The organism is Ideonella sp. (assembly GCF_036277275.1).
Taxonomy (GTDB): domain Bacteria; phylum Pseudomonadota; class Gammaproteobacteria; order Burkholderiales; family Burkholderiaceae_C; genus Ideonella.
The window spans coordinates 1-25,536 of sequence record NZ_DASUNH010000147.1 but is presented as its reverse complement, the minus strand read 5'-3'; the positions used below and the strand labels follow the sequence as shown (position 1 = coordinate 25,536).

At 65.2% G+C, this 25,536-nt stretch carries 31 protein-coding genes and 1 other RNA gene; 10 read left to right on the top strand and 22 right to left on the bottom strand.

Features of this window, described 5'->3' with window-relative positions:
- Positions 1–59 precede the first annotated feature (59 nt).
- From VFY73_RS25585 to VFY73_RS25565, 5 genes are all read left to right on the top strand, one after another.
- The gene (locus VFY73_RS25585) at positions 60–377 is read left to right on the top strand and encodes a hypothetical protein (protein WP_329724200.1); all 318 of its coding nucleotides are present in this window, start codon (positions 60–62) and stop codon (positions 375–377) included.
- Positions 374–517, top strand: a complete 144-nt coding sequence (locus VFY73_RS25580) for a hypothetical protein (RefSeq protein WP_329724198.1) — start codon at positions 374–376, stop codon at positions 515–517. The genes VFY73_RS25585 and VFY73_RS25580 overlap by 4 nt, the downstream gene beginning before the upstream one ends.
- Positions 518–976: 459 nt before the next feature.
- Complete coding sequence (locus VFY73_RS25575) at positions 977–1,636, top strand: lipid-binding SYLF domain-containing protein (protein WP_329724196.1); 660 nt, start codon at positions 977–979, stop codon at positions 1,634–1,636.
- Positions 1,637–1,748: 112 nt separating this feature from the next.
- The gene (locus tag VFY73_RS25570; RefSeq protein WP_329724194.1) at positions 1,749–3,932 is read left to right on the top strand and encodes a PAS domain-containing sensor histidine kinase; all 2,184 of its coding nucleotides are present in this window, start codon (positions 1,749–1,751) and stop codon (positions 3,930–3,932) included.
- A gap of 116 nt (positions 3,933–4,048) precedes the next feature.
- A complete protein-coding gene (locus tag VFY73_RS25565) occupies positions 4,049–4,357 on the top strand; it encodes a hypothetical protein (protein ID WP_329724192.1) in 309 nt (102 codons plus the stop codon).
- A 128-nt stretch (positions 4,358–4,485) separates the two neighbouring features.
- On the opposite strand, the gene VFY73_RS25560 is transcribed toward VFY73_RS25565, so the two are convergent.
- Positions 4,486–4,767 (bottom strand): hypothetical protein, encoded by a 282-nt coding sequence (locus tag VFY73_RS25560; RefSeq protein ID WP_329724190.1) that lies wholly within the window; start codon positions 4,765–4,767, stop codon positions 4,486–4,488.
- On the bottom strand, positions 4,742–5,155 hold the full coding sequence (locus VFY73_RS25555; RefSeq protein ID WP_329724188.1) for a hypothetical protein: 414 nt from the start codon (positions 5,153–5,155) through the stop codon (positions 4,742–4,744). Before VFY73_RS25555 ends, VFY73_RS25560 begins: the two co-directional genes overlap by 26 nt.
- Before the next feature lie 222 nt (positions 5,156–5,377).
- Here VFY73_RS25555 and VFY73_RS25550 point away from each other — a divergent pair, with 222 nt between their 5' ends.
- Both VFY73_RS25550 and VFY73_RS25545 read left to right on the top strand, forming a co-directional pair.
- Positions 5,378–6,217: a sensor histidine kinase gene (locus tag VFY73_RS25550; protein ID WP_329724186.1), complete on the top strand. Its 840-nt coding sequence runs from the start codon at positions 5,378–5,380 to the stop codon at positions 6,215–6,217.
- Entirely contained in the window at positions 6,217–6,852 is a 636-nt protein-coding gene (locus VFY73_RS25545) for a response regulator transcription factor (RefSeq protein ID WP_329724184.1), read from the top strand. Before VFY73_RS25550 ends, VFY73_RS25545 begins: the two co-directional genes overlap by 1 nt.
- Before the next feature lie 125 nt (positions 6,853–6,977).
- Here VFY73_RS25545 and VFY73_RS25540 read toward each other — a convergent pair whose 3' ends face one another.
- Entirely contained in the window at positions 6,978–7,586 is a 609-nt protein-coding gene (locus tag VFY73_RS25540) for an NUDIX domain-containing protein (RefSeq protein WP_329724183.1), read from the bottom strand.
- Entirely contained in the window at positions 7,583–8,227 is a 645-nt protein-coding gene (locus tag VFY73_RS25535; RefSeq protein ID WP_329724181.1) for a phosphoribosyltransferase, read from the bottom strand. The genes VFY73_RS25540 and VFY73_RS25535 overlap by 4 nt, the downstream gene beginning before the upstream one ends.
- A 251-nt stretch (positions 8,228–8,478) precedes the next feature.
- On the opposite strand from VFY73_RS25535, the gene VFY73_RS25530 reads away from it, so the two are divergent.
- Together VFY73_RS25530 and VFY73_RS25525 are read left to right on the top strand one after the other, a co-directional pair.
- Complete coding sequence (locus tag VFY73_RS25530; RefSeq protein ID WP_329724179.1) at positions 8,479–9,156, top strand: dienelactone hydrolase family protein; 678 nt, start codon at positions 8,479–8,481, stop codon at positions 9,154–9,156.
- A 75-nt stretch (positions 9,157–9,231) separates the two neighbouring features.
- Positions 9,232–9,705, top strand: coding sequence for a host attachment protein (locus VFY73_RS25525; RefSeq protein WP_329724177.1), 474 nt, complete (start codon positions 9,232–9,234; stop codon positions 9,703–9,705).
- Between the two features lie 117 nt (positions 9,706–9,822).
- Here the strand turns inward: VFY73_RS25525 and polX are convergent, their stop codons facing one another.
- The 8 genes from polX to VFY73_RS25485 form a co-directional block, all read right to left on the bottom strand.
- On the bottom strand, positions 9,823–11,547 hold the full coding sequence (polX, locus tag VFY73_RS25520; RefSeq protein ID WP_329724175.1) for a DNA polymerase/3'-5' exonuclease PolX: 1,725 nt from the start codon (positions 11,545–11,547) through the stop codon (positions 9,823–9,825).
- A 223-nt stretch (positions 11,548–11,770) separates the two neighbouring features.
- Positions 11,771–12,013 (bottom strand): phage integrase central domain-containing protein, encoded by a 243-nt coding sequence (locus VFY73_RS25515; RefSeq protein ID WP_329724173.1) that lies wholly within the window; start codon positions 12,011–12,013, stop codon positions 11,771–11,773.
- A 106-nt stretch (positions 12,014–12,119) separates the two neighbouring features.
- Positions 12,120–12,572: an Arm DNA-binding domain-containing protein gene (locus tag VFY73_RS25510; RefSeq protein ID WP_329724171.1), complete on the bottom strand. Its 453-nt coding sequence runs from the start codon at positions 12,570–12,572 to the stop codon at positions 12,120–12,122.
- Positions 12,573–13,905: 1,333 nt separating this feature from the next.
- Entirely contained in the window at positions 13,906–14,748 is an 843-nt protein-coding gene (locus VFY73_RS25505; RefSeq protein WP_329724169.1) for a hypothetical protein, read from the bottom strand.
- Positions 14,749–14,831: 83 nt separating this feature from the next.
- Positions 14,832–15,182: a hypothetical protein gene (locus tag VFY73_RS25500; RefSeq protein ID WP_329724167.1), complete on the bottom strand. Its 351-nt coding sequence runs from the start codon at positions 15,180–15,182 to the stop codon at positions 14,832–14,834.
- Between the two features lie 39 nt (positions 15,183–15,221).
- Positions 15,222–15,644 (bottom strand): thermonuclease family protein, encoded by a 423-nt coding sequence (locus tag VFY73_RS25495; RefSeq protein ID WP_329724165.1) that lies wholly within the window; start codon positions 15,642–15,644, stop codon positions 15,222–15,224.
- A gap of 127 nt (positions 15,645–15,771) precedes the next feature.
- A complete protein-coding gene (locus VFY73_RS25490) occupies positions 15,772–16,173 on the bottom strand; it encodes a hypothetical protein (protein ID WP_329724163.1) in 402 nt (133 codons plus the stop codon).
- 81 nt (positions 16,174–16,254) lie between these two features.
- A complete protein-coding gene (locus tag VFY73_RS25485; protein ID WP_329724161.1) occupies positions 16,255–16,506 on the bottom strand; it encodes a hypothetical protein in 252 nt (83 codons plus the stop codon).
- A gap of 313 nt (positions 16,507–16,819) precedes the next feature.
- Between VFY73_RS25485 and VFY73_RS25480 the strand changes: the two genes are divergently transcribed.
- On the top strand, positions 16,820–17,308 hold the full coding sequence (locus tag VFY73_RS25480; protein ID WP_329724159.1) for a type VI secretion system amidase effector protein Tae4: 489 nt from the start codon (positions 16,820–16,822) through the stop codon (positions 17,306–17,308).
- A gap of 671 nt (positions 17,309–17,979) precedes the next feature.
- Here VFY73_RS25480 and VFY73_RS25475 read toward each other — a convergent pair.
- From VFY73_RS25475 to ssrA, 10 genes are all read right to left on the bottom strand, one after another.
- Entirely contained in the window at positions 17,980–18,504 is a 525-nt protein-coding gene (locus tag VFY73_RS25475; RefSeq protein ID WP_329724157.1) for a hypothetical protein, read from the bottom strand.
- Entirely contained in the window at positions 18,497–18,835 is a 339-nt protein-coding gene (locus VFY73_RS25470; RefSeq protein ID WP_329724155.1) for a hypothetical protein, read from the bottom strand. The genes VFY73_RS25475 and VFY73_RS25470 overlap by 8 nt, the downstream gene beginning before the upstream one ends.
- 491 nt (positions 18,836–19,326) lie before the next feature.
- Positions 19,327–19,524, bottom strand: coding sequence for a hypothetical protein (locus VFY73_RS25465; protein WP_329724153.1), 198 nt, complete (start codon positions 19,522–19,524; stop codon positions 19,327–19,329).
- Positions 19,525–19,689: 165 nt separating this feature from the next.
- On the bottom strand, positions 19,690–20,388 hold the full coding sequence (locus VFY73_RS25460; RefSeq protein ID WP_329724151.1) for a hypothetical protein: 699 nt from the start codon (positions 20,386–20,388) through the stop codon (positions 19,690–19,692).
- A gap of 247 nt (positions 20,389–20,635) precedes the next feature.
- Positions 20,636–21,133, bottom strand: coding sequence for a hypothetical protein (locus tag VFY73_RS25455; protein ID WP_329724149.1), 498 nt, complete (start codon positions 21,131–21,133; stop codon positions 20,636–20,638).
- Positions 21,133–22,416 (bottom strand): AAA family ATPase, encoded by a 1,284-nt coding sequence (locus tag VFY73_RS25450; protein ID WP_329724147.1) that lies wholly within the window; start codon positions 22,414–22,416, stop codon positions 21,133–21,135. The genes VFY73_RS25455 and VFY73_RS25450 overlap by 1 nt, the downstream gene beginning before the upstream one ends.
- Positions 22,413–22,835, bottom strand: coding sequence for a DNA primase (locus VFY73_RS25445; protein ID WP_329724145.1), 423 nt, complete (start codon positions 22,833–22,835; stop codon positions 22,413–22,415). Before VFY73_RS25445 ends, VFY73_RS25450 begins: the two co-directional genes overlap by 4 nt.
- Positions 22,836–23,234: 399 nt before the next feature.
- Positions 23,235–23,873 (bottom strand): hypothetical protein, encoded by a 639-nt coding sequence (locus VFY73_RS25440; protein WP_329724143.1) that lies wholly within the window; start codon positions 23,871–23,873, stop codon positions 23,235–23,237.
- A gap of 32 nt (positions 23,874–23,905) precedes the next feature.
- The gene (locus VFY73_RS25435; RefSeq protein ID WP_329724141.1) at positions 23,906–25,210 is read right to left on the bottom strand and encodes a tyrosine-type recombinase/integrase; all 1,305 of its coding nucleotides are present in this window, start codon (positions 25,208–25,210) and stop codon (positions 23,906–23,908) included.
- A gap of 196 nt (positions 25,211–25,406) precedes the next feature.
- Positions 25,407–25,536: a transfer-messenger RNA gene (gene ssrA / locus VFY73_RS25430) on the bottom strand; the annotation flags it as partial.

Below are 25,536 nucleotides of genomic sequence, written 5' to 3'. Positions count from 1 at the left end.
CACGCTGGCCACATCGGCCAGGCCAAGCTGCCGCATGGCCTCGCGGCAGGAGAACACAGATGAACGCCCCGAGAAGTACGACCGAACTGCAAGACCAAGAGACATGGATCCAACTCTTCGCCGCCCGCCTGACCGCCTGCTGGCCCCGACTCGATGCGGTCGACGCCGAACACGTGGGCGATGGGCTGTCCCGCGAGGCCCGCTGGCGAAGCATCGAGCCCACCCTGGCGGCGGAACGCTGGATGGCGCAGGTGCTGGGCCCGACCTCGATGACCAACACGACGACCTCTGCGACACCTTCCGCGAAGACCGCCACGACATCCACGCCGACCCCTCAGACCACGACCTCACGCTCATATCCCGAGGTGGCTTCATGAGTCCCAGCGCCTTGCACTGGCCGGCTCGCCGGCATCTGTTTCGCCACACCAACCACTCGCAGCGCGGGTCGCTGTGGTGGACGACCGCGGTGCTGGTGGTCGCACTGGTCGGCGCCGGCGTCAGCGTGGCCTTGGCTTGAGCGTGCCTCACCGACCACCGGACGAGTCCTGCGCCTCAGTGAAAGAACCACGAAAAAGGCGCTGAGTGATGAACTCACTCAGCGCCTTGTCGTTTCGGCTGTTCAAGCCGCCGGGGCACTCAAACAGCAGCCGGAATGCTCGAAAAAAGGTTGCTGAACTTGGCAACTGAAGACCGGCCACGACAGCCTGTTGGATGGCCCGAGCGGCCGCGGAGCCCCTTCGGACGGCTTCCGTCCAGGTCTGCAAGCCAGGCTTGACACGGCCCTCCCCCAGCGAGCCAACCTGCGGCCGTGCTGCGGCGCGATTGCGCAGGCTCAATCGCGAGCTGGCGGCAGGCCTCCAACATCGCCGAGTACCTGGCCACTCGATGAGTCAGGGCCTGTTCAGCGTGCATTCGGGCGCCCGAGCCCGCGAAAGGAACGCACATGACATCCTCATCAGTTTTTCGGCTCGGTCTCATGCCTGTCGCCATCGCCTTTGCATTGACCTGCATCCATGCGCCGGCAGGCGCCACCGACAAGTCCGAGGCCGAGGGCTTGGTGGTCAAGTCCCTTGCCACCGTGCAGGCACTCTCGAAAGACAGCGACTTTGCGGCCATGAAGTCCTCCCTGGCCCAGGCCAGGGCCATCATCGTCTTTCCCCGGGTGGTGAAGGCTGGCTTCGTGCTGGGGGGCTCGGGCGGCAGCGGCGTCTTGCTGGCGCGCGATGCCGACACCGGCACCTGGGCCGGGCCGGCGTTCTATACCCTGCGCTCGGCCAGCCTGGGCCTGCAGGCCGGCGCATCGTCGGCAGAAATGGTGATGGTGGTGAACTCGCAGAAGGCCCTGGACTCGCTGTACACGAACAAGCTCAAGCTTGGCGCCGAAGCCACCGTTGTGCTGGGCCCCAAGGGCGTCGCGAAAGGTGGCCCGCTTGGCGCGGACTTCGTCGTCTACTCGAAGGTGAAGGGCGCCTTTGCCGGCGTGTCGGTCGACGGGTCGGTGCTGGATGTCCGCCAATCGCTCAACACGGCGTTTTATGGCAAGCGGGCAACACCGACCGACATCCTGGTCAAGCGCGACATCAGCAGCCCCGAAGCAGACCCGCTGCGCGTGGCGGTGGCCGACGCCGCCAAGTAATCGAACGCCGCCGAACCTTGGATAGCGCCCAGGCTTGCGTTCGCGCAAGCCTGGGCAAGGGGCGCTTTGGTAGCGTTCGCCCATCTGTCCGTGGGCCAGCAGCTCCTTCCACATGCAGATCGAGGCCAATGTCGGGACGCCCCGCCCCATCACGCTGCAGCGGTTCCTCACCGCTGTCGTCCTGATCTGCGTCGCGCCATTGCTCATCCTGGCGGCGGTGCTGGCCGCAGATCGCGTTCGCGAATCGCGGAACGAGACCACCCAAGTCGCCGAGCGCCTGGCGAAGAACGCGGCAGCGGCGGTCGACCAGCATGTCAGTGCGCGCATCGGTGCCTTGCAGATGCTTGCGGGATCCAGCCTGGCCGATGACCCAGCCGACTGGGGCACGCTGCGGGCAGATGCGCAGTTGCTGCGCGAAAGCTTCGGTGGGCAGGTCGTCTTCGCCGACACCGAGGGACGCATGCGGTTCCATACCGGCGTGCCGCCGCGCTCGCCGTTGCCACCGCTGCCCCAGCCCCAGGGGCGCAGCGCCGCGCAGATCGCCATACGCACCGGCGAGCCCGCCGCTGGAGACGTCTTCCTCGGCCCGATCGTCAAGAAGCCACTGGTCGCGCTCGCGGCACCAGGTGTCCGTCAAGGACGGGTCGATTTTGTGGTGCTGAACGTAGTGAGTGCAGAAGACTTCATGCAGCCCCTGAACAGGGTCTCGCTTCCGACCGGATGGCGCGTCTCCCTGCTCGACAGCGGGCAAGCGCTGGTCGCGCGCCGGGAAAGCGCCGGGCCGGATGGACAGGTGGACTACAGTTCCGCCCACACGAAGGTGGTCCTGACCCAGGCGCCCTGGTCTGTCGTTGTCGAGGTGCCGGCCGGAGAGATCGATGGGCCGCTGGTGCGGGCTTCGATACTGCTGACGCTGACGGTCCTCACGACCGCCGTGGTCGCAGTGGCGGGCGGCCTGTTGGCCAGCCAGCGCCTGGCCCGCGCCGTCCAGTCGGTTGCCGGGCCCGTGTCCTTGCCGGCCCGTCGAACCCGGATCAAGGAGGTCATCGATCTGCAGCAGGTGCTGCACGCCGCCGCACAGGACAGGGAGCTGGCGGTCGCGACACGGCTGGAGCGCGATCGCAAACATGCCGAAGCCATGGCCCAGTCGGTGGCAGACCTGCAGATTCGCGAAGGCCAGCTCCGAGGCATCTTCGAGTCGGCCACCGACGCCATCATCACTTGCGATGCCACGCACCGGATCGTCATGGCCAATCCGGCGGCCGCCCAAATGTTTCGCACGACCGTCGAAGGACTGGTCGGCTTGCCGCTCGCCAGGCTGGTACCAGATCGTTTCCGCGCCCGCCATGACAACGCGATGGAAGCCTTTGCCCGAACAGGTGCCACGTCGCGCACGATGGGGGTGGTGGGCGCCAACCTCCGCGCATTGCGGCTGGACGGCGAGGAGTTTCCGATCGACGCCGGCATCTCGCACGTTCAACATGCCGGACACGAACTGTTCACGGTGATCATCCGCGACATCACCGAGCGGCGTCGGGCCGAGCGGGACATGCGGCGCTACCACGTCGAACTCGCGCGCTCGCAGCGAGAGCTGCGCCACCTGATGGCCGCGCAAGTTCAGGTCCAGGAGGAAGAACGCAAGCGCATTGCCAGGGAGCTCCACGACGACCTTCAGCAATCGATCGCGGCCATCCTTCTCGACGCGGGCACGGCCAAGGAATTGCTGACCGCCGACCGGCCGGTTGTCGAGCCCCTGCTGCTGAACGTGACCAAGCTGGCCAACGCGGTGTTGACATCGACGCGCCGCATCGTCGAGGACCTGCGTCCACAGGTGCTGGAGGTGCTCGGCCTTCCAACTGCGCTGGAGACACTCGCGGCGGCCTTTGCGAACCGGATGAAGATCGAGTGCGAGGCCATGCACGACGACTTCGTCGCAGGCCTGCAGTTCGACGACCTGCAGGCGAACTGCCTTTACCGGGTGGCCCAGGAAGCCCTCAACAACGTGGCCAAGCACGCGCATGCACAGCACGTCTGCCTGACGCTGGTACGCCAAGGTGAATCGTCGGTCAGGCTGAGCATCACCGACGACGGCGTCGGGATGAACGAAGGTGCCCGCGTGAACAGAAGATCCTTCGGCCTGCTGGGCATGGAGGAACGTGCACGGGCGGCCGGGGGAACCCTGAGCGTGACGAGCTCGCGCGGGGCCGGCACGACGATCACGGTCGTTCTTCCGATTTCGGACACCGTGTCGACAGCAGGCGGGCCCGTGCGCGCGGCCGATCCGCAAGACGCCTAGCGCGAACCCCGCGCCCTGCCCCGTCTTGCGCCAGCGCAACCTGGTGTCCGCGATTCTTCCTAAAGTGGAATCGTCAGTTGCACGAACACAGGAGCGGCACCCAACGCCGGACAGCCATGGCCACCCACAAGCGACCGAATCCGTCCCCCGCCGAGCCGCCCGCACCCGACGAGCTTCAGGACGAGCGCTTGCTTCGCATCCGTGAGCGCCCTGACGGCTACCACTGGGTCGACGTGGAGGGTCGGCAGGAATTCGGCCCGTACGAGTCGCCGCAGGACGCCCTGGCCGCCATGGACGATTCCGAAGAAGCGCTGGAGACGGCGATCAGCCAGACCGAGGGGACGTCGCAAGCCGAGCAGGACCTCGACGTGGAAATCGGCTCCGACCGCCCCGACGAAGACGAATCCGACGCCGGCCCCCGGTGACCCTTGCGAGGGGCCGGCAGGACGCCCTTCATTGCGCATGCTCAACTTTGCCGGCACGCAGGTTCCTATATTCGTCAGGATCACGCGAGGACAGAGCATGAATCGGACGGCCTCACCGGGATCAAGACTCACCACGTCATTCGTTTCGCTACGGACCTGCGCGCGTTGACATGACGTTCGCCGGCAACCCGGCGGCATCCGGCATCGATGAATTCGACGTCGAGGATGCGCTGACCTTGGTGCTTCGTCGTGTCGCGCCCGCTCTGCGCAGCAAGCCCATCGGTTTTGCGTTCGACAGCCGCCTCGGGGCCACCAGAGTCTTCGGCAACCCGCATGCGCTCGAAGGCGCCTTGTACAGGGTCATCTGGGCGGTCGCAGAGGTCCTCAGCGAAGGATTCCTTGTCGTCCATGCGACAGGTTCGCCTGTCCACCAAAGACTGCGCTGCCTGATCTATGTCGCCGCCACGGGGCGTCCCAATCCAGGCCCAGGGTGCCGGCCTGCGGGCTGCCGACGGACAACGCCAGCCAGGTGCCCGCGGTGGCGGCGGTGCCGATCAGCGCCTGCGCCGGCGGCTGGCGGCTCGCCCGCGCCTGCAGGTCGAGCCAGCCTTCGGCCGGCATCGCCGCAATCACCCGGCGCACCATTTCGGCCAGCGCCGCCTCGAGATGCTCGGCATCGACGTCGGCGGGCTCCGGGCAGTCTGCGGCAACGTGCAGGCGCAACCCGATTCCGCTGCCCAGCAGAGGCCGAACCCGGCTCACGAAGCCGTTCAGCAGAAGGGGGAGCGCCCCGGTCATGACCATCGCTCCGTCAAAGGCGCATGGCCGCGCGGGCCTCACGGGGCGGGCCCATTGGCGACACCGGAGAGAGCGGGCCGCCCTCGATGCCCGGCCCGGTCGGGATCTGCTCCACGGCAATGCCTTTCACCAGCGTAATCAGCAGTCTATGGAACGACCGGCAAGGCATATATTCTGGATACACCGAAATCGAACTAACGGGAAACCGGTACTCGGCTTCGGTTGCAGCCACTCAACCTTCTGCTCATCAAAGCAAGGGCACGCTGTATGCAGTATCCCGATCTCCGCGACGGCGAGGCTGGCTTGGTCCGCCTCGCGCAACAGGGCAACGGGCACGACCCGCTCACCATGGCATTCGCCGACGAACTGGAACGCCGCGTCGAAGAACGCACGTCGATGCTCAGGCGTTTGTCGTGCGCAGTCGACGCGGCAGAGTGCCGCGAGCGATACCAGCTCGCTCGCATGCTGCATGACGACCTGGGCCAGACGCTGGCCGCCGTGCAGATCCGCCTGGCGCCGCTGTGCGCAGACCCGCGCGAGGACGTGCGCCAAGCGTGTGCCGAGATCGCCCGGCTGGTGGGCGAGGCCCACCGGGCCACCCGCTCCGTGACGACCCAGTTGGCGCCGCCGGTGCTGCACGAACTGGGGCTGGAGCCGGCGCTGGAATGGCTGGCCGAAGACCTCGGCCGCAGCACCGGACTGCACATCGGCGTGCACGACGACGGCGCCGAGAAACCGTTGTCGCAGGACGCGCGCTCGATCGTCTTCCGGTCGGTGCGTGAGCTGCTGACCAACGTAGCCAAGCACGCCAGGGTCGATCGGGCCGAGGTGGCCATCGCGCGCGAGGGCGACGCGATGGTGGTCCGGGTTTGCGACGCAGGCGTGGGCTACACGCCCGACGCGATCGCGCCGCCCACCGGCTTCGGCCTGCTCTGCGTGCGCGAGCGGCTGGCCTTCATCGGCGCCCGGCTCGAGATCCTCAGCGCGCCCGCCGACGGTACCCAGGCGTTGCTTCACGTGCCGCTTGCACCGGACGGTGTGGCGCGGGAAGGGACGCCCTGATGGGCCCGACGCGCGTGTTGCTGGTGGAAGACCATCGCCTCGTGCGCGAGGCGCTGCGTGACGTGCTTTCCCGCCTGCCGGACATCGAAGTGGTGGGTGAAGCCGGGGACGCGGCCGACGCTCTGGCGCAATCGGTCCGGCTGATGCCGGATGTGATCGTGCTGGACATCGGACTGCCCGACTTGAGCGGCATCGACCTGACCTTGCGCCTGAAGCGCGACGGCTCGAAGGCAAAGATCGTCGCGCTGTCGGCCTACAGCGACAGGCGCTTCGTGATGGAGATGGTGCGTGCAGGCGCCGCGGCCTATGTCGCCAAGTCGGCGGCGGGGACGGAGCTGGTCCGGGCAATCAGCAGCGTCGCCGCCGGGCACCACTACTTCTGCCCTGAAGTTTCGAGCCTGCTGGCCGCAGGCCTGCGCGGGGGCATCGAGCCGGCGCCACCACTCGGTCGCCGGGAGCGCGACGTGCTGCGCCTGGTCGCCCAGGGCCAACGCACGAGCGCGATCGCCGATCAGCTGCACATCTCGGCATCGACCGTCGAGGTCCATCGCCGCAACATCATGCGCAAGCTCGACCTGCACACGGTCGCAGACCTCACGCGTTATGCCATACGCGAGGGCCTCGCCGGCCCGTGAAGGGTGGCAAGGCGCCGCTGCGCCGGAAGACAACCCGTTCCAGCGCCCCAATCATTGGCCATGCTGCCGGCGTGACCCACGAGGCTTCAACGGCCTCTCGGCGATCCGGGAACGCGATCTCGGCATCATCCACAAGTTCCTGGCGAGCCCGGCACCCCGCACCGCACGGGTCCCGGGCCCCGCGCCAGGCGAGCGGCGTGAACCCGCAACCCGCGGCCGAGAAGGTGCTCGCTGAGCTCCTGAAGAAAGCCCAACTGGCCCGGCACGATCTTCACCACCGCCGCCTGGATATCGAACCATTCGACCCGGTCCACCTCATCGAACTGCCGCATCTTTCCAGATCCGCGCGGCCACTCGAGCGTGAACGTATTCGAGCGGAAGCCTGAGGGCTCCCATGCGTCGTCGACCGCCCAGGCCGAAATCCACTTGCCGCCAGGCTGCTTGATCGGCGTCAACCTGAAGAAGTGGCCGACAGGTCGGTGACCGGTCTCTTCCTGAAACTCTCGAAGCGCGGCGTCGAACGGGGCTTCGTCGGCGTCATATTCACCTTTGCCGATGGACCAGGCGCCGTCATCCCATCTGGCCCAATAGGGCCCGCCCGGGTGGACAAGGAGAACCTCGACGCGGTTGCCCACACGCCTGTACGGCAGGATTCCCGCACTCTTCTTGCCCACGATTCGCTCTGGCGAGCCACCGTTGTCGCCCCACACCGCCCGGCTTGTCGACCTGCTCATGAGCGCTCCTTCAACAAGGCGACGACCTCCTCATCCGAGGTCTGCCCGAAGTGGCGGTAATGTGCGCCAACGGCACCAAACCAGTCCAGTGTCTCCAGGCAGACGAGGTCGTCCACCTCGGCGCGCAGGGCCTGAACCTCCGTCGCCGGCGCCACCGGAACGGCCAGCACCACGCGCGCCGGATGGCGCTGCCTCAGCGCCCTGATGGCCGCGCGCACGGTGGTGCCGGTGGCGATGCCGTCGTCCACCAGCACCACCGTCTTGCCATCGACCGGCACAGGCGGTCGGCCCTTCAGGTACAGCGCGCGGCGACGCTCGATCTCCTTGATGTGCGCGGGCAATTCGCCCGTCACGTACTCGAGCGATGTGCCACAGAGCGCCAAGGTCTGCTCGTCGATCGCCAGGGCCGGCTCGGCACCGTCGGCCACCGCCGCCACGGCCAGCTCGGGCTGGTCGGGCGCACCGATCTTGCGAACCAGCAGCAGGTCCAGCGGCGCCTTGAGCGCCTTGGCCACTTCAGCGGCCACCGGCACCCCGCCGCGAGGCAGCGCCAGGACAACCGGGTCGGCGATGCCACGCTGCAGCAGTGCCCGCGCCAGGCGCCTACCTGCATCGACACGATCCTCGAACAGCCACTCCATGTGGGCTCCCAATCTCGATCCCAAAGATGCCAACGATGGCCCAGGACGGTGTGCGCAAGGCTGAGAGTTCTCAATTCGGCGGGTCGATCACGGGCAGCAAAAGTGGTTTCTCGTCACCTTGCGGCCTAGACAGCGGCGACCCGTGGCAGTTGAAGAACTTCCGCGTCGCCTGAGTTGAGCCGGCTCAAGCCGCCTGCACGCTCCTTCGCGCACAAACAAGAGGACCACGGCATTGCCTGCGGAGATGAATGATGCAAGACCTGCTGCCCCACCAACACGTCCTGATCGGCCCCCATGCGCTGGGAGGGGACCTCGTGTTGCCACCACAGACGCAGGGCCTGGTCGTGTTCGCGCACGGCAGCGGCAGCTCACGGCTCAGTCCACGCAACCAGCAGGTGGCCCGCGCCCTGAACGACGCGGGCCTGGCCACGCTGCTGTTCGACCTGTTGCACCCCGACGAAGCGCTCCATCGCCGCAACGTCTTCGACATCGACCTGCTCGGGCAGCGCGTGGTCGAGACGATTGATTGGCTGGACCGCTACCCCGCGCTGGCCGCGACGCCGCTGGGCCTGTTCGGTGCTAGCACGGGCGCCGCAGCGGCGTTGGCGGCCGCGGCGCAGCGGCCCCGGCGGGTCAGTGCGATCGTCTCGCGCGGTGGCCGGCCGGACCTGGCGTCGCCAATCCTGGCCCAGGTCGTCGCGCCAACGCTGCTGATCGTCGGCGGCGACGACAGTGACGTGTTGGCCCTGAATCGCACCGCCCTCGCCCAACTGTCCCGCCGCTGCGACCTGGCCGTGGTGCCGCGCGCGCGGCATCTGTTTGAAGAACCGGGGGCGCTGGAAGTCGTCATCCAGTTGGCCCGCCGGTGGTTTGCACACCACTTGGTGGCCAGAAGCAGCGGCACTCCGCCCCGGCTGGCACCGGCTTGAGATTGCGCAAGGCGTGCCCCATGCCGGCGAGCATGATCGCCCGGTGGTCCCTTTCTGCTCGACCAAGGAGATGGCATGACTCAAGCGACCCGACACCCGCCCACACTCCCCCAATGGGTGCTGGTGGCCAATGCCGCCCGTGCCCGCTGCTTCGAGCGTGATGCCGCGAGCACACGCCTTCGCGAGGTGGCCGGCTTCGTGCACGAGCAAAGCCGCCTGAAAGCCGGCCAGCTCGGCGCAGACCGCCCCGGCCATGCCTTGAAAGGCAGCGCCAGCACGCAGTTCGAGCCGCACACCGACGTGCACGGGAAGCACCGCACCCAGTTCGCCCGCGAGCTGGCGGCCTATCTCGACGAGGCGGCCCTCGCGCACCGCTACGACAAGCTGGCGCTGATCGCGTCCAACCCCTTCCTCGGCGAACTGCGTGCGCAACTGGGCGACGCCAGCCGGCGCTGCGTCGTCGTCAGCCAGGTGCACGACCTGACCGAGCTGAGCGGACGCGAGCTGGAAGAGCGCATCACGTCGGCCATGCAGGGACACGGCGTCTGAAGCAACCCGCGCCAGCGTGACCGGCGCAGACGCAGGGCCGGGTCGCTGCGTGCGCAAAGGCGACCCGGGCTGAGGACTGCGTGTGTGTGCGTGGGTTCACCTGTGCGGTTGGTGTCTTTACGTCGTGCGGCGCAGCAGAGCCCGCAGCTCGTCCAGAGGGCGCGTGTTGAGCACATCCGCCGGTTCGAGCCAGCCGCGGCGGGCCTGCTGCACGCCCGAAGCGAGGTTGTCCAGCTCCACGCCGCTGTGGGCATCGGAAGCGATGCTGACCAGCACGCCTTCGGCCTTGGTCATCTGGCAAGCCACATCGTCCAGGTCCAGCCGCGAGGGTTGCGCGTTCAGTTCCAGAAAACAGCCGCGCTGCTTCGCATGGCGCACCAGGCGCAGCAGGTCGACCTCCATCGGCGGACGTTCGCCGATCAGGCGGCCGGTGGGATGGGCCAGGATGCTGAAGCAGCGCTGGTCCATCGCGCGCATCAGCCTCGCCGTCTGCTTCGCGCGCGACAGGTCGAAACGGTGGTGCACCGCGCCGACCACCAGGTCCAGGCGCGACAGGATCGAGTCGGGCAGGTCGAGCGAGCCGTCCTCGAGGATGTCCACCTCGATTCCCTTGAGGACCGTGAAGTCCGCCAGCGTCTCGTTCAGCCCGTCGATGCGGTCGATCTGCTTGGCCAGACGCACCGGGTCCAGCCCGCGCGCCACGCCCAGGCGACGCGAGTGCTCGGTGATCGCGAGGTAGCGCAGGCCGCAGCCCCGCGCCGCCTCGACCATGGCTTCCATGGTGTCGTGCCCGTCGCTGTCGCGGGTATGCGAATGCAGGTCGCCGCGCAGGTCCTGCAGCCGCACCAGCTGCGGCAGCTTGCCCTGGCGCGCCGCCTCGATCTCGCCGCGGTCTTCTCGCAGCTCGGGCGGAACGGGGTCCAGGCCGATGGCACGGTAGAGCGATTCCTCGGTGTCGCCGGCGATGCGTTCGGCACCGCGGTAGACCCCGTACTCGTTGATCTTCAGCCCCTTGGTTTGCGCCAGGCGGCGCAACGCGATGTTGTGGGCCTTGGAGCCGGTGAAGTAGACCGCTGCCGCGCCAAAGCTTTCCGGCGGCACGGCGCGCAAGTCCACCTGCATGCCGTTGCGCAGCACGACGCTGGCGCGTGTCGGCCCTTGGAGAAGCCGCTCTTTCACCTCCGGATGCTCGACGAAGCGCAGCATCGCCGGGCTGTCCGCGCGGGCGGCGACCAGCAAGTCGAGGTCGCCGACGGTCTCGCGGCCGCGCCTGTAGCTGCCGGCCGCCAATGCCTGTTCCACACCCGGCACGGCATGCAGGAAGCCGACCAGGTCGTCGGCCACCGACTGTGCCACGACGTGCATGAAGCGGCGCGGCGCGCGCAGGTGGCGCGCGGTGGCCTCCAGGATGCGCGCCTGGGTCTTCTCGCCGAAGCCGGGCACGTCGCAGATGCGGCCGTCCTGCGCGGCGCGGTGCAGGTCGGCGACGCTGTCGACGCCCAGGTCATCGTGCAGGAGCCGCACGCGCTTGGGTCCGAGCCCAGGCAGCTGCAGCAACTCGCAGACCGCGGGCGGCGTCTTGCGGTGCAACTGGTCGAGCAACGCACAGCGGCCGGTGTGCACGATCTCGGCAATCTTGCCCGCCAGGTCCGGCCCGATGCCGGGCAACTCGTCCAGGTCTTCTCCGGCCTGGACCATGGCCTCGACACTGCGCCGGAGTTGGCCGAGCATGCGCGCCGCGTTTCGGTACGCGCGCACCCGAAACGGGTTCTCGTCCCCAATCTCGAGCAGGTCCGCGATCTGGTCGAAGACAGCGGCGACCTCGGCGTTGCGCATCGTCATCGTCCACTGCCGCACCGGGATTCAATCGTTTCCAACATGGCAGCAAGCTAAGGCGTCGCCCGCACGCGGCGGTTGACCAGCATCAATCACGTGCGCGGGCTGAACCAGACGCCTATGGCTCCCGCAACTGATCCAGGTAGTCCGCCCACTTGGCCATCAACAATCTGGCGCAACTGACCGAGCCGCAAAAACAACAAGGCTGACAACGCAAGGGCAGCGCGCGTCACCGAATTCCCTTGTACTCGCCCATGGCGCGCAGCAGTTCGGCCGCCCGCTCGGGCTCAACGATGGCGGCAAGGTGTCGGCTCGGCACCGGCGGCAGCGCGTCGCGCAGCTCGCGTGCAGGGTCGCTTGCACACAGGCCTGAGGCGATTCCATGACGAAACACCTGCCCGCAAGCGTCCTTGGCGCGATGCGCGGTTTCGATCGTTCCCCGCCCGACGATTCGACGCAGGCAGGCCGGCAACTCGGGTGGCTAGATGAAATCCACCTAAGATGCCTGCTCGAGGCGAATGCGCGTCCGTTCCGCACATGGCCCTCGCTCACCTTGGCACTGTGCACCGTGGCGAGAGCTATTCGCGTGCAACGGCCTCGAACGAGCCCGCGGGAGGCCCCTTGTCTTCGAGCTTCTGGGCCTCGCGCTGGCTCTGTGCGCTTGCCTCAGCCGCTTTTCGCACATCGCTCGGATCAATACCGTCGCTGACCAGTTTGCGGGCTTCGCTGGCCTTCTTCCTGGCCAAACCCAGACCGGTGTGGGGGTAAGTGCCCAGGCTCAGCGTCGTTCGCACGCCATTGACTGCACAGGCGAGCCGCCAGCCATGCGCCCCACCCTTCACGAACAACAGCAGGTACAGGATCTCGTGGCAGGAACCGGGACAAGAAAAAGGCCTAGAGCGTTGATTCTCTAGGCCTTTTCGTACCCTCACGGACTTCTTGGGAAATCCGTGAACTCTTGGATGGTGGGCCGGGGTCACTTGAATGTGGGGCGGAAAGCCGCATGGATGCTTGCTTCGGCCATTCACCATGTGCTGAGTTACCCGGAAAGTTACCCGGTTGATGTCACGGCTACGGCGCGCTGCCCTGCCCCCTCTAGCGCTTCAGCCCCGGGAAGCAATGGCAACCGCCCGTCCACTCTTGGCAACCCGCCCGGCATGGCGTTTAGTCGCTCGTTTAGTCAGTGCGTGGCGAAGCCTCGACGGGTCGATACAGGGAATTCACCTCGGAGAGCCACAAGGCGCTCCAGTAGCGCCACGGGTCGCCCGACAGTGCCTCCGACCTGGCCGCCTTCTGCGCGTACAAGGGCGCCGAGGACAGCCGCGCTCTTAAGCGTTGTGTCCCCAGCACGAGCCGCTGGTGAGCGTCCGGCCTCGACAGCTTGTCGTAGGGAGTCGTCATCAAGCTCTCGACCCGCTTGATCGTAGAAGCGTCCAGTGTCTGGTCGAAAATTGATGGGGTTGCCGCCGGCACTCTCGATGCTCCTGACTAGGGCTGGTTTGACCGCCCAGCTCTGTGACGCGCGACAGTCTACGCCCCCCCTTGAAACGGTATCCGGCCGCATCGCTGATCCGGTGCGAAACAAGCTTCACTGTTCGGACACCTGGCCAAAGGCACGAAGGCGCCCTGCATTTGCCTCCAGCCAGAGCCCGGTAGTGATCGGCGAATGGCGCCGGCTAGTGCGCGCCGTGTCACTGTTCGGTCGCCCGTGCCCTGAGGCTCACCGGAGATCCCACGCGACGCACTCGGTCTTGCTGACCAGCCTTGGATACCTGTTTGGCAGCAGCTGGCAGCCGGGTCATCATCGGTGCCTTGGACGGGATTCAGGCCCATCAGAGGCCAAACGACATCATGGGCTTCAACCCCTACGCGGGAGAGGCGCACCCCTGCTGGACGTGCGCTTGGTTCGACGGAATGGCCGGCCAGGGCACCTGCGCCTTGTGCTCGCACCCGCGCGGTTCGAGGGTCGGAGCCATTCCGGAGCACGGATGCTGCGCCTGGGAACGCGAGCCCGGCAGCGACGACGAGCCCCTGACGAAGGAATTGATGCAGGCGACCTGGTGCCACCTCAAGTGGCCCGAACCGTCCTTGCGGGGCGGGACGATCCGGCGGCGGCCCAGAGACGACGAGCGGGGCCGGTAGGTCTGCTCGGAGACGCTACTCGCCTTGCCGCTTCTTCGCTTGTACGTCGAGCGCTTTCGACTCTTCCTTTGCCGCCTTACTGTAACCGGGTCTTCGTCCTTGGCACCGCGGCTGTGCCAAGCGGCCAAGCTCATGACCGCGAGGACGCGCGCGGCCAGGTGCGGCAGCGGGAGGGCCTAGCTGGCCCTCGAAACGTCGATCCGCTACGTTCGTGCGGAATGCTTACGTGTCAATCTCCTTGATGTGCAGCACCTTGTTCAGTCGCGCGATCCAGGTCGAAGGATCGCGATAGTCCAAATTCCGATAGAGGTAGTCGAACTCCGGAGCCCAAGTTTCAACCTCCCTTTGCAAGTATTGCCTGGCATCTTCCGGGGCAAATTGAGGCACGTGAGACAAGGTGTCGCGAAGGCGATCAGCCAGTGCATTTGGGGATTGAAGGTCAGGAACGTCAAGCGACGCTGCATATGACTGCGCCTCTCGCAATGCGTCCGTGGCCTCTTGATAGCTCGCTTCGCCGACCTTAATCGGTCGCGGAAACGCGTCAACTACTTTGCGGCGTTCGGCCACGATCCGTGCAATGAAGCTCTCATAGCTACGAAAAATGTCCCTCGCTACATCGAGAGCTGCATGCTGTGCCCAGGGCAATAACGCGTCGCGCACAGCCTCATGCGAGGCTCCAACCCCTTCGAGAATTTCTTTCACTGAGCGTGATAGTTCGTAGCCCCGCCGCGGCGGTGTCACGCCGCCAAGTCGCCCAGTGCTAGCGTGAAGGCTGATCACGCTGCTACCGGTGACTTCGGCCAATCGCTTCATACGTGCAACGACTGCATCTGCCTCATCAATGGTCTTCCGCAGTTCCCGCGTCTTTGCCTCTATGCCGAGGCCTTTCAGCGTTTCGAACCGATCGACAGTCGAGGCGAGCAACAGCACCAAGCCGGCGGTTACTGCCGCCGCGCCCAGTGTTGCATTGCCAAGCACCATGTAGGCCGTACCGGAGATCAGATTGACGGCCCCAGCGAAGCCAAGCAGCCAGTTGACAATGGTGGTTAGGGTGGGCGTCCGCATATGAGTTCTACCTGCACCGCTGCGCGGCTCTCTTGATGGTCAGTCTTGCCTGTTGTTCGTGATCACTTGCGGGGTGCGAACCTCTACTTGACGCTGTCCGTCGTGCACTTGGTGACGTAGCTGTTCCGCGCCGCACCGGCCAGCTTCCTGTCGTCGGCCATCCCGTCGCAGGTCGCTTGCACGTCCGGCGTCATGTCGGTAACGCACTTCTTCGTGAAGCTGGTTTTGGCGGCGCCAGCAAGCTTCTTCTCGGCTGCCTGCGCATCACACGTCGCCTTCGAGGCAGCCACCGCGTCGCGCGTGCACTTCGTCAGGAAGCTGGCCTTGGCCGCACCGGTAAGGCTCTTGGCAGCCGCCTGGGAGACGCAGGTATCGCCGGCATGCGCGGCGAACGTGGCCAGGGTGGCGATCAGGGCGAGTGCGGCGGCTTTCATGGATGGCGGTCCTGTCGAGTTGAAGATGACCGCCGGACTCTAGCCCCGCTTCGGGGGATGGCGCCAGTCCCACGGCGCCACCGGTGCGGCGTCGGTCCACAAGCCACGGCGATCGCCGCGGGCGTCTTGCTCGAGCTTCTTGATCGACGCGTCGGTGAGGTACCTGGTGTACGCCCACGCCATGCCCGTTCGCACCTGTTCGGCATTGGCGTCCTTCCCATCGCAGGTCACGCGCGCAATGGTGCGGCCGTAGCGGTCCCGGACCTTGGGCTGGATCTCCGCGCGCTTCTGAAAGCACAGCTCGGCCAAGTGCTGGCGGCTTCGCTCGCCGAAAGCCTGGCGCTTCTCGGGCGCATCGATCTCGGCCAGGCGGATGACCATTTCGGGGGACTCGCCACAGCGGGCGCGGAGGGTGTCGCCGTCGGTGATCGCGACGACAAGGCAAAGCAGCACTGCATCCATTGCCTGCAGTGTCGCAGGCCGGAGTGTGGGCTTCACGTTTACGGCGGTTCGCTCAACTTTGGCAATGCCACTCCAGATGCACGCCATTGAAAGCCCGGAGGCCAAAAGTTTCGAGTTCCGAACGTCGCTACATCGACAAGGACTGGAATTCGGCGCGGCACTTCGATGACGCGGGCGATTTGCATAGTCTCACTTGGGGAAAGTGCGATCTTTCGACCATCAGGATCACCCGCTTGTTCACAACTTGGAGCCACTTCAGTTCATCGCTGAGATCGAGCTCGGCTAGCTCGTTGCCATCTGTTGATTTTGCTCGCGCGGTGATGTGCTGCAGCCAGATGGAATCGGTGGCTCCCTTTTCTAAAGTGACGACGATGGCGAGGAAGTCGGTCTCATCATCCCTCCTCTCTCTGGACAGGCAAACCGACATCTTTAGATTGATGATCAGCCAGCCCGTGAAGATCTTCCATCCAAAGAATGCGGCACCTGCCAGCAAGGCAACGATCTTTAGGAACGTCTCGAATTCATTCATCTGCGTCTGGTAGTAGAAGAAATCAGTTGAGCCGGCACCGAGCGTTCGGCGCAACGGGCGGCTCGCCGCACGACCCTACTTTCACGGGCAACTGCCTGGCTGACATTCGCAGCCACATCCCCGGTTCTGGTGGCAATGGCACTCGCCGGTCTTGCGGTTGAAGTGGCATCCGCAGCCATTCAGCCCGCCGCCGTGAGCGACCTCGTCGTCTTCCTGATCGGTCAGTGCAATGACCGTGGCGGCACCGCAGGGCTTGGGAACGTCGATCAGCGTGGATGCTGCCGAAGCGAGGGCGACGGCGGCCAGCAACACTGCGAGCGAGAGCTTTCGCATGGTGTCTCCTTCGAACGCATCGCGCGGCGCCGAAGGCTCGGACGTCGTGGAGGACTGAGACACTATGCGCCGCAACCTCTCATCTCGTCAGCTAGGGTTAATTCTTTCCGACACGTGTCGGGTTTTGCCCGACGAATCCGTATGCATGTTGTTGTCGTGCACGCGTGGCGTTGCGTTGGCGTGCTACGGACCCGCCCGGTGCCACCCTTCGCTCTATCCGCCGTCGCTGAAGCCTGAGCCAAGTGCCGTTGGCCAAAGGTCACACGTCTTGCAGCGCAGAATCCGAAGCCATTGCAACTGCACGGACTGCTCCATGCCCACGTTCGCGGAGCTTTGGGCCAACCATCCAACCATCAAGGGCGATGCGCCGATCCTGGACAAAAAGGTCTACGAGAACCAGTGCGCCATCAACTTGTCGGCCGCCCTCATGCGCAGCGGCATGGACCTGAAGTCCTTCACCGGTGCCCGCTCGTGGCAGCAGGAAGGCCCCAAGTACCCCATCCGGGCCGAAGAACTGGCCGGATGGCTCGACAAGAACGCCGCGATGCTGCCCGGCAAGATCACCAAGTTCACAGCCAAAGAGGTGCCCGGCTCGTTCGATAAGATCGACGGCAAGACGGGCGTCGTCTTCCTGAAGGACTACTACGGCCCCGGGCTCAGCGGTGACCACATCGACTTGTTCAACAAGTCCCGGCTAACCGACTTCTCTTCTTGGTTTCGTATCGCCACCGGCTTCCACATCCAGGGGTTCTGGAGCGACTACAAGAAAGCCAAGGCCATATGGTTCTGGCAGATGCAATGAAGCGGCTCCTCTTCACTTTGCTTGGGGCGGTCTTGTTCGCTTTGGTCTCGTACGGCCTGGTCGAGCTGTTCGCCCTTTGGTACGGGCCTCGCTACATCAAGTCAGACTCGGACATCGGGGACGCCTTCATGGCATCCCTCGCCTTCATGCTCGCCTTTTTAGTTGCAGGTGGGGTGCTTGGCTACAAGCTTGCAACACGCGCTCCTCGGAGCGCCTAGGACCGGACCGGTCATCACTTCCTAGTCGGGCGCCCCATACGCCGGGGCCCCCTAGTCTCGGACGGAGGTAAGAACTTGGAAGAGCTTTGGGACACTCAGCAAATCGCCGAGTACCTCGGCCTGACGCGCCGACACGTAACCGAAGAGATCACGAAGGAGCCGAAGTTTCCGCAGCCCGTGGTCAACAGAAGTCGGCGGAACCGGAGGTGGTCTGCTGTGGCGGTTCGGGCCTACGTGAAGAGCCCAAAGGACGCCAGCGGCCGTTGATCGCAGACTTGACCTTGTGTTGACCTGCCATTGATCTGTCGCGCCGGAAAGATTCTTTACAAGGGCTCCAGCCCTCGTAACTCGGGCGATTCAGAAACAGGGCCCGGCCAGCTGCATGCGTTGCGTTTCTTTGCGCTTCCTTTGGGCCTCCCGCCGGAGAACGCAGCTGGAGGCTCCTGTGGGTCACTACGACGTTGCCGGGTTGTGCGTTGTCGCTTCGGACTTGGGCTTGCGCCCCGGCTTCTTGCGCTGCGGGATAAACGTGGCTTTGAAGGCCTGGAAAGCTTGGTCCCTGTCAGCCTTCAGCGAGCGGTTGCACTGTGCGAACCATTCGCTTTGGCCCGCCGGAGTCTGGCGATAGAGTACCTCGGCCAGCTCGCGCTCCTTGTCGAGGATACGCAGGGCTGCCCGCTCCCGGCTGCTGATGAGCTCGCAGCGCAGGCGCCACCAGTCGCCGCTTGTCCAGACCGTCATCGGACCTTTGATGTCGCCCGGGCGAGTTCGGCGGATCCAGTAGCGGAAGCGGCCCACTTCGAACTGCTTGTATTGAGTGCCCTCAGGCCACTCGGTGCCCGGAGGGATGACGTTCTCAGCTTCGATCTGGGCGCGGGTTCCCTCGAACTCCCAGAAGTCGAGGCGGCTCGGGCGGATGCGGACCTTTAGCGCTCCTTGGGCGTGTGGCAGCGCGGCAGCAATGGTCAGGTCAGCCATGGCACACCTCGCGCACAGACTGGAGGTGTGAGAACCCATCCGGCCGGACAAAGCGGCCATGCTCTCCAAAGTGAAAGCGCCCGGCACTTGTCCGGTAGACGTACCCGTAGCGATAGCTCGATGAGCCATCGGAAGAGCCCACAAGGTGCAGGCCGTAGCCGATGACGATCCGGCACTGGTCGTAGTTGTCCTCCACATCGAAGACAAGCTCGCCGACCTTGAGCCGGGCTGGCGACGGCGCATCGGACTGTTGCGTGCGGTGACGCCGGCGCACGGTGCGCGGGAAAGGAATGACCGACGCGAGTGCGCGGGTAGTGGTAGCTGATGCCATGCTTGGCTCCCGGGTGCAGTGGCTGACTGCTGCCGACCCACGCCAATGGGCGGCAGCCCAGACGGGTTGGCGTGCCGGGCACCCGCGGAGCGGAACCGGTGAGCCTCGCGGCTCCCCGCCTGGGCCACCATTGAAAGCGTCCAAGCATGAAAAAAGCCGCTGACTGCGGGTCGCGGCTTCTGCGCCGCGGGTGCTACGGGACGCCAATCCCGTGTCCCTCATCGGGACAACACCACTGTGTCACGCGGCGTGGCGGACGTCAACTACAAGGTGGTGACTAAGGAGGACGCAATGCGCCTGCTGCTTTCGTGGCTCCTGGCGGGCCTCAACGCCATATGGGTGTACGCGTGGAGACCGCCAAGGTTGACGCCGGCCAAGTCACCTCAGCCATGTTGTGTGAGGCCGCTGGCCGCGCACGTCCCCACAAGAAGCTCAACGGCGCCGACAGGCGCCGCCTCGACCAACTCGGGCTTCACGCCCCCGGCGTCAATCTACTTCTCGGTGCCGCCCTCTACGACGCGGTGTATGACCTCATCCGTCACCCAATAGACGGCGCCGGTCCAGCGGTCCAGTAGGAAAGCGGCTCCGCCAGCGGTTGGCTCGATGTCATACCGCATGAGCCAAACCGTCAGCACCCAGAACGCCGCACCAATGCCAACCACAACCGCCTTCCATCCGAACTTCTCCACGAGGGGCCTCCCACCATGAGTTCAGACAGGATCGGGTCGGACCTGATCCGAGTCAAGCGTGACGTGGTGTCCTAGGTCAGCCGCTTCAGTGCAGCTCGCTGCACCTGGAGCGCTTCCCGCAAGCCCTTCCTTAGGGCGCGCAACTGGTCACGAACTCCACCTCGATCAGCGTTCCTTGCAGACCTTGCCTTGCCTTCCGTAGTTGCGGGGCCGGTTGACCGCTCCCATGGTTTCCACTTTCGAATGAGTTCGGCTTGCCTGGCTCGCCGCTCCGGTGACCAGCCGTTCGCCATGATCAGCCTCCAATAGTTCGTTTGGCCTCGGTTCAGAAATCGCCGCGGGCGCGGGTGCTGGCGCAACCCCGTTGTTGACTTGCTGTGGGCCGCTCGCAAAGTTGGCCTGCCGAGCGAACACGACTGGCGGATTCTTGATGTTCGCCAGAGTCTCCAAAGTCATCCGGCATTGACTCTGCACCTTCATGGCCATCCGCATGTAAATCTCCCAGTTCGAGACCGTCTCCTGGCGGTCGGCGCGAAAGGCAGTTCGAAAGAAGATGGCCTGAAGCGCGTCGGCTTGGGCAACCAGCATCGCTTCGCAGCGGGAAAGGTCTCCACCTTGAACCTCCTTGATCCCCTCTCGGACAACTCCCATCAAGGCGGCAACGCTCTGATCCCCGAGGAGCTTGTGGGTTTGTTGGTGTACAAGACACCCAGCACCTGCAGCAGGGTCAACAGCCAGCCTTGCCAAGGCTTTGGCTCGCTCCTTGTCGGGGGCATCCTGAATACCGGCCACGTACTTTGGCCGCCCCCCTTCCGCGGGCGCTCCCTGCACCTTGGCCGAACCCTTTGGCTTCGCGTTAGACATCGAGTGAGCCCTCAGATTTGATTGTTTGAGGAGTTGGCGCTGACCCGACTGCCCTCCGGGGAAAGGCTTGTCTCTCGTCGGCCCCGCGCAGAAGAATCACCACTGCCAGCTTGAGCGGAATGCCCTGCTTGCGCATCTGCGTAGCGGTGTGCCGGACGTTCCCCGTCTCATGCAGGCGGCTACGCCACTTCGCAAGGAACCAGGCGCCGAGCGCCGAGCGCCGAGAGTGCTTGTTGATCACGGGCCATCACATGCCACCTTTCTGGTGAAAGCATTCACATCGTTGAAGGATCGTTTGAACCGGTTCGAGCCGGCGATCAGCGCCGGGTAGCGCTCTGCGCCATGCGGCCAAGCAACGCCCTTGCTCGGTGAGGTTTGAGCACTCCAGACACATCCGCCGGTCGTCACCCTCACGGTCTCGCAGTACCAAGCGTTCAGCCAAATCGTCGGCGTCACTCGCAGTTAGGCCCCTTCGCAGGAACAGAGTCACCCGAGCGACGAAGCGGGCGCAGGTGGCGTCGTCCCAAGGCTGCGCGTGGACTTTGTCGGCCTCATCGCGAGACAGGGCATACGGACCGCGTGGCGCCGGCGCCAACAGCGCCAGGATCGCGGGCTTTGCCTCACGCAATGCGGCACGCATATCGTCGGTCAACTTGGAGGCGGGCCGAACCACCAGCCGGCCGCCCTCTGCCGCGACGGACAAGCCGACAGCCGACAGCTCGCAAAGCAGTTCACGGGCACCCATCAGATCACCTCGCTTCCATCGGCAAGGGTGCCAAGGGTGCCAAGGGTGCCAAGGTTTCCAAGTGATGAACCGCTGGCACTCTTGGCCGTTTCCTCAAGGGTGCCAGCCGTTTGAGCCTTGGAATCGTTGGCACTGTTGGCACTCTTGGCCCCCTTGACCGGCAGTGCCCACGCCCAGCCCACCTTCTCCTTGATCGACTCGGCCTGCAATTCGGCCTTTGCCCGCTTAATCGTGCGTTCGCTGTGGCCCGCGTCGCGTGCCTCCCGGAAGATCGCCTTCGCCGGTTTCGGACCGTCCCGCAGTTCGGACCGAAGGAACTGCACCGCCTCATCGAGTGCTGACGATTCCTCGTCGCCCTCCGGATTGGCTTCGGCCTCGGCCAGCACCTCACGCGCAGTGCCTTCCAGCGGCTCAAGCCAATGCACCCGCTGCCCCTCCACGTCGGGCGCCACCTCGATACGCTCCAAACCGTAGGCGAAGCCCCCATCGTCGGGGCCGATGTTCGACTTGGCGCGCACGAGCACCCGGCGCGGTTCTTCATCCTCCTCGCGCTTCACTTTTGCAGCCACCAACACCAGGCGGGCCAGCGCAGCAAAGGCCAAGCTCCCTGTGATGCGCTCCACTGGGTCGCGGCCACCAGTGCCTTTGCTGAAGTGCGTGATGCCAAGCACTGCGCAGCCCAGCCGGTGCGCCAAATCAACCACGGGCTGCAGCGAGCGGCGCACATCGTTGGACTTGTGCCCGTCGCCTGTCACCGCAGACACGATGGGGTCAAGAATCAGCAATCGGGGTGCAGCCAGCTTACTGGCGGTGGACTCCAGCAGGTCCATGTGGCGGCCTGGGTCAAAGCCTTCGCCGTCGCATCCGGTCACACCATCAATCAGGTGAACCCGGCGCATGTCTGCACCCGATGCGACCAGGCGCGATGCGGTCACGGCGTGGGGGTCTTCACCACTCCACACCATAACGTCACCGGCTTGACGGCAGCGCGCGCCATCCGGCCAAGTTCCGCCCGTGGTGATGGTCGCGGCCAAATCAAGGGCTATGGTCGTCTTGCCGCAGCCAGGCGCTCCACCCAAGAGAGTGAGCATTCCAGCCGGCAAGTATCCTGGCCAGGCCCACTGCACAGCCTCCAACACAACGGCGTCTCCACGCAGTAGGCGCACGGCAGGCAAGCTCCTTGGCACAGCCGATAGGCCCACCGTCAGGCGATCTAGTAGGCGATCAGCGCCCCCGTGTGCAGCCACCGCTGCATCCACCACTGCAGCCGACTTCGCGCTCATGCACACACCTCGTCGCGAAGGTATGCAATACGCGCCGCTGCCTGGACCAACCGAGCGCGATCCTGCTCGGACAGTTCAATGCCATGGCAAAGATTCGATGCAGCCACCGCCACCAGAAGCGCCTCGTCCGCGAGCAACTCAAGCGCCTGCCCAGCTGGCAGCAGTCGCGTCCGGCGCAGCGAGGATGCACCGCCATCAGTGCGCGGGGGGAAGAGGTCCGCCAGCTCGAGGCCTACAGCCTCGACGACCGCGCTCGCTTCACACCCAGCAAAGCATCGAAGCAGCACCCTGCCATCGGACAATTCTTTGACCGACAACGACGGTCCCTTGTCGTCGTGGGCCGGGCAGCGGGCAGACCATTGGTCCGTCCCGCGCTGGCGCACCTTTTCAAGTCTGCTCAGCAATGTCTCGGCGGTCATTGCTTGCCTTCTGCGGCAGAAGCGACTCGCTTGGCCTGCGCAGCTGAACTCGCTCTGACGGCGAGCGACTTCACGGCAGCAGATGCATCCGTGTCGGCGGCGGCGCGCCTTGTGTACTCAGTCCAGAACGCAGAGACATCGGCAAGGCGCCATCGCGTGCACCGTGGCCGTTGAATCGCTGGAGCAGGTGCCAGTCCGGCGCGCACTGCTTCATGCCACCAAGACACCGACATTGCACCGGCGGCGGCGCAGGTCTTGGCATTGATCAGCGCAACCTCCGCCAGATTGGCGGGAAGCGAGCTGGGGACGGAACGGAAATCAGCGTATGGCTTCACTCTTGACCTCAAGGCGCAATTCAGTGCGCGTGAGGTCGATGAGACAGCAGAAGAAATTGCCTCGCTAGCCCATATCCGGCGATACGACACTGCCGGCGATATCCCACTGTTCACCCGGGTACTCGCTTAGGAGCAATTTTCGGACGTGCGACGCTGACTTTCCGATCGTCTCGGCGATCATGAACGCGGCCATCTCCCGGCTGACCTTGCCTCTAAACTGCTCCGCCTCTTGGCGCACCCTTTCACGGGTTACGTCTCCGAGCCTGCGCCGACCACTTGCGCCACTCTTCGACTGCTGGCGGTGTAAGTGGATCAGGGCCGTTAGATAGCCGGTGGCAAGGTAGTGTGCTGACTGAGCATGTGCATACGCCTTAGCTCGATGCGCCTCCACTTCATCGTTGGTGATGGCCCCGACGAGAGGGTAAGAAGCACAAAGCTCAAGTGATTGCACCGCAAACTTCAGGAGTACGGTCGCCTTCTCATTGACCGATTGGTCGGCATCAGCCCCGCGCGCGGAAAGGAAGGTCCCGTCACGGGCCCGCAATTGGCGCCGAAGCTCAAGCAGCGAACCCGTCTTCTCGACAATCCCTGCCCGTTGAGCCAGCTCAAAGAGGCGTTGGAAGTCCGCAACCAACGACAGATAGCGCTGAGGTATGTCGCTTAGCCCTCTCACTCGGCTCGCCACATCGTCAACCATTTGCATCCCCGACAGCCCCGCTCCAGCGGGGGTTTGAGCTATGCGACCTTCTCGGCGAATGGCAGAACCTGCGCCCCGACCCGGAGTTGGTCGAGGTAGTCGGCCCACTTCGCCATCATGTCGCACCGCTGTTGAAGGAACTGGGTACGGTTGTACGCCCGGCCCAACGAGTCGGCAACGGTGTGCGCAAGCTGCGCCTCGATGACTTCCGGTGCGACGCCCAATCGTTCAGCGATCATCGTCCGAGCCATCGCGCGGAAACCGTGAGCGGTCATCTCGTCGTTGTCGTACCCCAGCCGGCGCAACGCACTGCGCACGGTGTTCTCGCTCATGCAGCGCTCACCAGTCGTAAGCGCAGGGAACACGTACCGGCCATGCCCTGTCAGCGGGTGCAACCCGCGCAGGATGGTGACGGCCTGAGGCGCAAGGGGAACCAGGTGGGGCACGCCGTTCGCCTTGTCGGCCTTCGAGCGCTTCATCGTTGCCGCCGGGATGGACAGGCTGGCCCCGTCAAGATCGACCCAAGCCCACTCCATGTGGCGAAGCTCGCCAGGACGCAGCAGGAGCAGCGCCGACAGTGACAAGGCCGCGCGGGTGACCGGAGCGCCGTTGTAGCCAGCCATATCGCGCAGTAGCCCACCAACCTCCTTCGGGTCCACGATCGCGGCGTGATGACGGACTAGAACGGGCCGTAGAGCGTCGCGCAAGTCGGCAGCCGGGTTGCGCGTGCACGCACCGGTGGCGATGCCGTAACGGAACACCTGCCCGCATGCGTCTTTGATGCGATGTGCCGTCTCAATCGCGCCTCGCGTCTCGACTCGGCGCAGGCATTGAAGCAACTCAGGCGCCTCAATCTCACCAATCGGCCGGGAGCCCACCCAAGGGAACGCATCCTTCTCAAGTCGGATCCGCGTGCGGGCAGCGTGCCCCGCGCTTACCTTCGCTTGGTGAACCGTGGCGAGCCACTCGCGAGCAACCGCCTCGAACGTGCCAGGAGCAGCACCGCCGGCGGCAATGGTTCTCGCCGCCGAAGCTTTCGCATCGCTTGCCGCCTTGGCGGTCTTTCGGGCGTCGCTCGGATTGACGCCCGATGCGACCTGCTTACGAGCCTCGTCGCGGCGTTGGCGGGCATCCGCGAGACTCACCTCCGGGTAGGTGCCAAGGCTCAGCATGCCCTCCTTGCCCTCGCTCCAGAAGCGCAGGCGCCACCATCCGGAGCCAGTTGGCCGCGCGTCTAAGACGAGCCCCGCCCCGTCGCTGACCTTCCGCGCCTTGCCCGTGGTGGTCGCTTGCTTGATGGCGGATTCCACCGCCTTCGTGGTGAGGATGTTTGTCGCCGCCATGCTGGTGCCCTCCACCGCATGGAACCGGGTAACTCGATGATCCGATGTGCCCTGCCGTTGCGGTTACCCGGATTGTTACCCGGTGGATTGCTGGATGCAAGTGCAGCCTTGTGACCCCATGCGGACGTGAAAAAGGCGCTAAGCCGTTGATTTGCTTAGCGCCTTCGTCTTTTGTGGTCCTTCGTGGACCCTTGTATGGTGGAGCCGGGGGGAATTGAACCCCCGTCCGCAAGCCATCGCCAGGTAGATCTACATGCTTAGCTGACTGGTTTGGATCTCACGAGTCTGGTCGCGCAGCAGCACGCTACCGGACTCGCCAGCCACTT